The following is an 8,313-nucleotide window of genomic DNA, read 5'->3' as shown; positions in this document are numbered from 1 at the left end:
AGTTCTGATACTAATATTAAATTTTAAAGCAAGTATTCTTTTATTCTTCACTTTATTAATGCTTAATACTATCTTTTTTTTCTGTTGTGTATTATACTGTTTCATAGATATTCCTTTTTGTTTTTTTAGCAATTTAAATTATAAGGAATATCTCATTTTTTTTAAACTAAAAGTGTGCAATATCTATGGAACTTAAACAATTTTAATAAAAATTCATAATTGAAAAAAAAATTATTATATGATATTATTAAAAATATATCATTGGAGTAATAATATATGAGAAGAGGCAAAAAGAATCCATTTCAAAAAGAAATTGAAAGAAAATTTGGTAATAGCGTATTTGAACTTAATTCCTTTTTATCAGGAGGTAAAAAGATGAAAGTTACCAAAGAAGAAATAGAAGATAGATATGATATAAGTTTGGATCAATTTGCATATTTTGCACAGGTTGCTGGATATAAAGTACTTGCTGATAGTAAATCTCTCATTATATTTAAATGATATCTATGAATAATAAAAATGATTCCAATGTATTACTTCTTAATGATTTATGTTCCTATGGTAAAGCATCTTTAACTGTTAATATACCTATATTATCATATTTAGGAATAAAGGTTTCCCCTCTTATAAGTGTTATATTATCAAATCATACCGCTTTTAATTCTTTCTGTGCATTCGATTTAACACAACAGCTTGAAAAAATAGTAGAAGAGTTAAAAATAAGAAATCCTAAATTTGATGCTTTTTATGTAGGATGGATATCTTCAGGAAAACAACCTTTGATTGTAAAGGATATAATAAAACATTTTGATATAGATATAGTTTTAATAGATCCTATACTTGGAGATAATGGAAAACTTTATCCATCTATGTCAGATGAACATGTAAATTCAATGAGAGAAATAATAAAATATGCTGATATAATAACTCCAAATATAACAGAGCTTACAATACTATTAGGTAAAGATCCATCATTAGAATATAGAGAAGAAGAAGTTATAAATATGGCTGAAGAACTTTCAAAAATAGGACCTAAAACAGTAATAGTTACTAGTGTTTTAAAAGATAAAAATATAGGTTGTCTATGCTATCAAAATAATAGTATAACAACAAGTTATTATCCAAAAATAGAGATAAGCATACCGGGAACAGGAGATGCTTTTGGTTCTTCGCTTTTAGGATATATATTAAAAGGCGAATGCATAGAAAATGCTTTAAATAAAGCAACTAAATTTATATATAATTCCGTTGAAGAATCTATTAAAGATAATGATGACAGAGTTTACGGCATATCCATAGAAAAAAGACTTCATTTACTTTAATAAATATTTACTTCAATATTATTTATATTCTAATATCTGATTTTGTAAATAATTAATTTCTTCGATTATATTTTTTCTAGCATTAGAATCTTTTCCCCATACCGCTTTACTCAAAGCTGTTTCGTAATTGTTTAATGATTCTTTTAGCAATCCTTTTGTATTTTTATCTATATATTTCTCTGCTCTATATTTATATATTTTGCCTAGAAGTTCATAACCGCTATAATCATCAGGAGTTAATGCTAGATAATTTAATGCATAAGCTTCAGCATCCATATCATTCTTAAAATTATTCAAATAAACTATTGCCGCTCTATAATTAGCAGCTGTATAATTTTTATTTAATTTAAGTACATTCATATAATCATTTAATGCTGATTTAGTATTACCCATAACTTCATTAATATATCCCCTCTGATGTAAATAATTCACATTAGAATTATCAAGAGATATAGCATTATTTATGGTATTAATAGCATCATTATAATTACCAATCTTTGTATAAAGTTTAGAAGCAGCATAAAGAGCATCTGCATTATTCATATTTTCATTAACTAATTTTGATATATAATCAGATGAAACATTATAATTTTCTAAATTAACAGCACTTTCTGCTATATATATAGGATTTACATTAATATATTTTGAAGCTCTATCATAGCAGGAAACAGAATAATTATATAAATAAGCCTTATTATATTCTCTTCCTAATAACAAATCTTTTCCACCGTTTACATTAATATAATCAGTAATATTATTAATTATATTAAATCCTTCCAAATTATATTCTCTAATATATGTTTCAGCTAATCTTATTCTATTTTCTATATATGCAGGAGAAATTCTCAAAATTTCCTTCATAGTAGATGATAAACTAACATAAGCATCTATATTATTATAAGCACCTATAGAAGTTAAATATGAATCCACATCCATCTCATTTTTAATAGCAATAGCATCATAATTACTTCTATTTCTTCTAAAAGCTAAAGAAACAGTTTTGTATGCCTCTTCATATTTTTTATTCTCATATAAATAAGCTGCATAAAGTCCGTATGTTGTTGATTCTATTTGTTTTATATAAGCAACATCATAATTCTTATTTCTCAAATCAGAGATATAAGCTAGAGCCTCATCAAATTGATTGAATCGTATAAACTCAAATATTCTATCTATAACTAAATTTAAATGTAATTTTAATTCCTCTTCCCAATATTCAGTGGCTCTTATATCTATAGCATCTCTCTCTTTTTGATATGCTGAAGTATCATTATAAGAAGCTCTAATTCCCAATAATTTTCTAAGTAAAAAAACATTATTTATACTTATAATATTGGCATTAAAAGCCTCTTTCAATATATCTATTGATTTATCTATAGAGCCTAAATTATAATAAGCATCAGCCATATATCCTATTCTGATCTGCTCTTCATTGCCATCAAATTGATATCTAGAAAGAATCTGCATCAAATCAACATAATAATTTTTTTTCTTAAACTCTCCTGCTTTATCCAAAATTTTATTGCATTCTATATTATTTAATAATTTAGAAGCCTCTTCTTTATACAATTCTACAGTCTTTAATAATTTAGAAGCCTCATCATATCTTTTTTGCCTTATTAAACTTTTACTATAATAAATCTTATTCTCATCAGAAATATTATATAAATTAATAATTTGAGATATTATTTTATCAGGATAATAACTATATCCATCATCATAAAGCATAGAAGCAAATGTTTCGTATAATCTTGGTTTATTATATGTATATTCCAATCCCTTTTCTATTATTTTTATTGCCTCAGTTTCATTCTTCTCATAAAGATATATTTGTGCCAATATGGCATAAGCCTCATCAAAATCATTTACAGATGTTATGAATTTAGTTAATATTCTTTTTGAACTATTATAATCTTTCATTCCAAAATATGTTTTAGCCATAGCAACAGTTATTTCAGGATAGTCTCCAGAGTATGAAGAGATATTCTGTAGTATCCTCATAGCATTATTATAATCACCAGATAAATAACTTTTATTCCATATATCAATTTCTTTTTTAACAATAGAATTACTTATTTTACTCTGAATTCTAATTTTATCATCATTATCCGTATACCTTACTTTCTTATAACTATTAAGTGCTTCATCATACTGCTTATTCAATAAATTCAAATCTCCAAATCCCTCATTAGCATATGAAACATTTCCTTTCATACATTCATTAAAATAATAATCAGCACTTTTTACATCTCCATTTTTTAAAGATGAATTACCTGCTAAAAAAAGCCAATAAGGATTATTAGTAACCTTATATGCTATAATACTTGCCTTTAATGTTTCTTCATATTCATTAATGGTATTAAAAAAATCAAATACAAGATTATAAACTTTATCCCTATTCTCTTCATCTATATATAATGATAAAAGCTTATTAAAATCTAAAGAGGCATAATATAAATCCGCCCTTCTATAATATGAAAGCCCTCTCAAATAATATATTTCATAATAATTCATATAATTAGTTTCAATAGAATTGCATAAATTAATGGCATCAAAGAATTTACCGTCTTCTATAAATTTTCTTACCTTATCTAATTCTATATTTAAATTATGTTGACTATTACTGTCTAAAACAATTTTATTAGTATCTACAGATATGCTTTCCAAAGGAATATTGACACTTCTATCATTCATAGCAGTATGATATTGTAAAATATCTCTGGAATATGCCGAAATATATATAAAGAAAATTATCAATAATATTTTATTTATTTTCATAACAAGTCCTTATTCATTACTAAATAGTATCGGAATTGGATTTGCTATATTTTAATAGTACGGATAAAAAATGAAAGAAATTATTATACTAATATCGAATGCTAATGATATAAAAAATAAATCTAATCAATTTATGCTTAATATACTTGATAACTTTTACAAATCTGGAATAAGAATTACAGTATTTTCAAAATCATTCCCAAACAATTTTCCAGCATATATAGCAAGAAAACATCTATCGACTTTTTTATTCAATAAATCTGCAAAAAGCATAGCAAATATTTCTGAAAATACTGATGCTATAATAGCTATGGATTTCCCTATGAATATAATAGCATCTATGACTAAAAATATTTTAATAAAAAAAAGAATAAATAAATTACCAGTGATTGTATGGTATGCACTCAATTTTCAAAATCATCTGTATTTTCAGGAAAACAAATCCAAAAAAACTAATTTAATAGATAAAAAACTTCTTAAATTAGATTATGAACATACTCCCAATATGGATATAATAATATGTGGAAGCAGCAAAATAAAAGAGAGAATATTATATCTACATAATGATATAAAAAATATAAATGTAATACAGCCCTATTTTTCTCCTTACATACTTGTTCATAATGATAAAAAAGAAAAAGAGAAATCAATAGTAATATTTTATAATAAAGAAGACAGTATTTTCAAATGTACAGCAGCTTATGCACAATATCTAAAAGAAAGTAATGATATATATAAATTAAAAATTATAGGATACGATAAAGAATTGAAAGAAAATATACATAAATTATCTATAGAATCGTATGTAGACTTTATAGATGAAGATGATAATAATAGTATAGCAAATGTCATAGAAACCTCATATGCTATGATAATACATAATATAAAAGATTCTTTCTATACACAATTAATAGCAGCTTGGTATTATAAAACACTTCCTATAATAGATGCTAAAAGCTCATCAGCGGAAATAGTATCAGATAATAAAAATGCTTTAATATATGATTCTAAAAATCCAATATCAATAATATCAAAGATAAAAAAAATGTCAGAAAATAAAAAATCATACGATTTATTTATATCTTCAATAGATGAAATGAAAAATACAAATAAAATATTAGAATTAATCAGCAGCTATCAATAATATAAAAAGGAGATTAAATTAAAAACCTCCTTTTTATATTAAAAATCACCAATTGGTTCTATTAGGCTTCCTCAAAATAGGTTCATCATTTGAAGGCATAACTTTTTTAAGCTCACTAAACAATTTTTTCTCTTCCGATGATAATTTAGAGGATACATCAATATTCACTATAACAAATAAATCTCCTCTTCCAGCTCTATTTATATGCGATGCCCCACTTCCCTTTAATTTAAATACCTGACCGCTATTAGTTCCAGCTGGTATTTTTATTTTTACTTTTTTATTATCTAAAGTTTGTATAAAAATATCAGCTCCCAAAGCAGCCTGTGCTATATTAATTCCTACTTCAGTTATTAAATCTATTCCATCTCTTACAAAATGAGAGTGAGGACTTACATGTATATACAAATATAAATCTCCAGCAATTCCTCCACCTATAGCCTCTCCTTCTCCGCTTACTCTAAGCTGAGTATTATCGTCTATACCTTTTGGAATATTAACAGAAATAATTTTTGTTTTTCTAACAGTTCCAGCCCCACGGCATTTTTTACATGGTGTTGCTACTATAGAACCGCTTCCATTACATCTGCTACAGGTTCTTCTAACACTAAAAAATCCCTGTGTCATTCTCACCTCTCCACTTCCTCCACAGGTAGGACATGTTTGAGTTTTAGTTCCTGGTTCTGCACCAGTACCATTACAAGCATCACAGGTATCATTCTTATCTAATTTTATTTCCATCTTTTTACCGAAAACAGCATCTTCTAAAGATAAAGTAACATCATGCCTTATATCATTACCTCGTCTTTGAGATCTTGAGCCTCTTCCTGAAAAACCGCCTCCGAAGAATGAGCTAAATATATCATCCAAATCTCCAAATCCACCGCCGCCGCCGAACATAGATGAGAAATCAAAACCGCCTCTGCCATAAGCATCAGCAAAATCACTATGAACACCTTGAAAACCGAATTGATCATATTGAGAACGTTTCTTCTCATCGGATAAAATCTCATAAGCCTCTGTAGCTTCTTTAAATTTATCTTCAGCCTCTTTATTTCCCGGATTTCTGTCTGGGTGATATTGCATAGCCAATTTTCTATACGCTTTTTTTATCTCCTCATTAGTAGCAGTTTTTGCCACTCCTAATACTTCATAATAATCTCTTTTTTCTGCCATTTTATTACATCCTCTATAAAAAATTTATCCGTAAATAATCAAAAATTATTTTCTTTTTCTAGTAAATATTAAACCTAATCCAAAACCCGTAGCAGCTAAGCATACAATAACATATTTATTTGAAGCCAAATATTTTATTGTATATTCCATACGAGTTTCTTTATTAGATAAAATTTCATAAGCTTCATTTATATCTACAAAAATTCTATTAGCTTTATCATCTCCTGAATTTCTATCAGGATGATATTTCATAGCTAACTCTCTATAAGATTTTTTTATTTTCTCATTGCTTGAAAATATATTAACATTTAGTATTTTATAATAATCTTTATCCATAAAAATATATCCTTATATTATATATATAAAAAAAAATTCATCAATACAAATTAAAACAAATTATCTATCAAAAAACATTAAACTCTCAACGATTAGAAGTAAAGCAGCAGAAATCCATACTGCTCTAACTCCAATAATATTAGTAAATAAAGTTCCCAAAAAAGCCCCTAATGCAAAAGATGCTAATATTATAATATATATTAATCCTTTTTTTAAACCTGTTTTATCATTTTCAAATAAAAATTTAAATAAATTCTCAGAAGCGGATCTTAAATTTCCAGTACACATATTTGTAACATATGAAAGACCTTCAACCTTATTAAAGGTTATCATAAAAATTGCTGACATAAAAGATATACAACCTATAATCACAGTATCAGAAAATGTCTCAGGCAAAAGCCCCACTATAAATAATACAACAGAATGTATCAATATAATAACATATTCAAATTCAATTATCTTTCTCTTATTAAAAATCTTCTTCACATACAAAGCAAAAAAAATACCAATAACAAAAATAATAACAGATATCAAATAATGCCAAGTATCTTTAAATTGTTTTTTTGCCAAACCTATAGAAAGAAATATAATATTTCCTGTTTGAGCATAGGCAAATATTCCACCTCTGGTAATATAAGTATAAGCATCAACAAAACCACCAACTATAGTAAGTATAGAAGATATATATATAGTTTCAGTTGTATGTATGGATTCGTTTTTACCTTTTATAAAAGCTATAATGCTATTATTCACTTTATTATTTTTCACTTTTCTTACCTAATTAAATTAATTATAAAAAATAATTTGTTAAATTATACTAGCATTATAGCAAATTGTCAAAAAACAAAAATTGTAAATATATTTTTATCTACCACATTTTGATTCTAAAAATTTCGCTACTTTCCAATGCCCATTCTTTGAAGCAATATCCAAAGCTTCTCTTAAATTATAATCCTCATAAACTCCTGAGTCTATTAAAAGTTTTACTATTTCTAAATCCCCATTCTTTGAAGCAACTCTCAAAGCTATACTTGAACCATAAGCGCCTTTATCTAATAAATATTTTACTACTTCCAAATGCCCATTATATGAAGCACCCGTCAAAGCTGTTTCATAATAATCATCTTTAGCATTTACATCAGCTCCAGAATCTATTAAAAGTTTTACCACTTCTAAATGCCCTTTTTTTGAAGCACACATCAAAGCTGTTCTATTATATTTATCTTTAGCATTTACATCAGCGCCTTTATCTAATAAATATTTTACTACTTCTAAATGCCAATTCTTTGAAGCATACATCAAAACTGTTTCATTATCTTTATCTTTGGCATTTACATCAGCTCCAGAATCTATTAAAAGTTTTACCACTTCTAAATGCCCTTTATATAAAGCATACATCAAAGCTGTTCTATTATATTCATCTTTAGCATTTACATCAGCGCCTTTATCTAATAAATATTTTACTACTTCTAAATGCCCATTTTTTGAAGCATAACTCAAAGCTAAAGATATTCTATTAGATTTAGCTTTATCATTTACATCAGCTCCAGAATCTAT

At 26.1% G+C, this 8,313-nt stretch carries 8 protein-coding genes; 3 read left to right on the top strand and 5 right to left on the bottom strand.

Annotated features, from left to right (window positions below):
* The first annotated feature begins 276 nt into the window (after positions 1–276).
* Together Q1J76_RS01425 and Q1J76_RS01420 are read left to right on the top strand one after the other, a co-directional pair.
* Positions 277–501 carry a hypothetical protein gene (locus Q1J76_RS01425; RefSeq protein WP_300365678.1) on the top strand — a complete coding sequence of 75 codons (225 nt, stop codon included), beginning with the start codon at positions 277–279 and terminating at the stop codon, positions 499–501.
* 5 nt (positions 502–506) lie between these two features.
* A complete protein-coding gene (locus Q1J76_RS01420) occupies positions 507–1,322 on the top strand; it encodes a pyridoxamine kinase (RefSeq protein ID WP_300365675.1) in 816 nt (271 codons plus the stop codon).
* 18 nt (positions 1,323–1,340) lie between these two features.
* Here the strand turns inward: Q1J76_RS01420 and Q1J76_RS01415 are convergent, their stop codons facing one another.
* Positions 1,341–4,100, bottom strand: a complete 2,760-nt coding sequence (locus Q1J76_RS01415; RefSeq protein ID WP_300365673.1) for a tetratricopeptide repeat protein — start codon at positions 4,098–4,100, stop codon at positions 1,341–1,343.
* Positions 4,101–4,170: 70 nt separating this feature from the next.
* On the opposite strand from Q1J76_RS01415, the gene Q1J76_RS01410 reads away from it, so the two are divergent.
* Positions 4,171–5,244, top strand: coding sequence for a glycosyltransferase (locus Q1J76_RS01410; RefSeq protein ID WP_300365671.1), 1,074 nt, complete (start codon positions 4,171–4,173; stop codon positions 5,242–5,244).
* A gap of 45 nt (positions 5,245–5,289) precedes the next feature.
* Here Q1J76_RS01410 and dnaJ read toward each other — a convergent pair whose 3' ends face one another.
* The 4 genes from dnaJ to Q1J76_RS01390 all read right to left on the bottom strand — a co-directional run.
* On the bottom strand, positions 5,290–6,420 hold the full coding sequence (dnaJ, locus tag Q1J76_RS01405; RefSeq protein WP_300365668.1) for a molecular chaperone DnaJ: 1,131 nt from the start codon (positions 6,418–6,420) through the stop codon (positions 5,290–5,292).
* Positions 6,421–6,465: 45 nt separating this feature from the next.
* Positions 6,466–6,756 carry a DnaJ domain-containing protein gene (locus tag Q1J76_RS01400; RefSeq protein WP_300365665.1) on the bottom strand — a complete coding sequence of 97 codons (291 nt, stop codon included), beginning with the start codon at positions 6,754–6,756 and terminating at the stop codon, positions 6,466–6,468.
* A 60-nt stretch (positions 6,757–6,816) separates the two neighbouring features.
* Complete coding sequence (locus Q1J76_RS01395) at positions 6,817–7,524, bottom strand: YoaK family protein (RefSeq protein WP_300365662.1); 708 nt, start codon at positions 7,522–7,524, stop codon at positions 6,817–6,819.
* A gap of 96 nt (positions 7,525–7,620) precedes the next feature.
* The coding region (locus Q1J76_RS01390) for an ankyrin repeat domain-containing protein (protein ID WP_300365659.1) at positions 7,621–8,313 on the bottom strand (693 nt) is incomplete at its 5' end.

The sequence above is a fragment of the Brachyspira sp. genome (assembly GCF_029258575.1).
Lineage (GTDB): Bacteria > Spirochaetota > Brachyspiria > Brachyspirales > Brachyspiraceae > Brachyspira.
The sequence above is the reverse complement of the archived record's forward strand: the minus strand, read 5'-3'. Positions and strand labels throughout refer to the sequence as shown.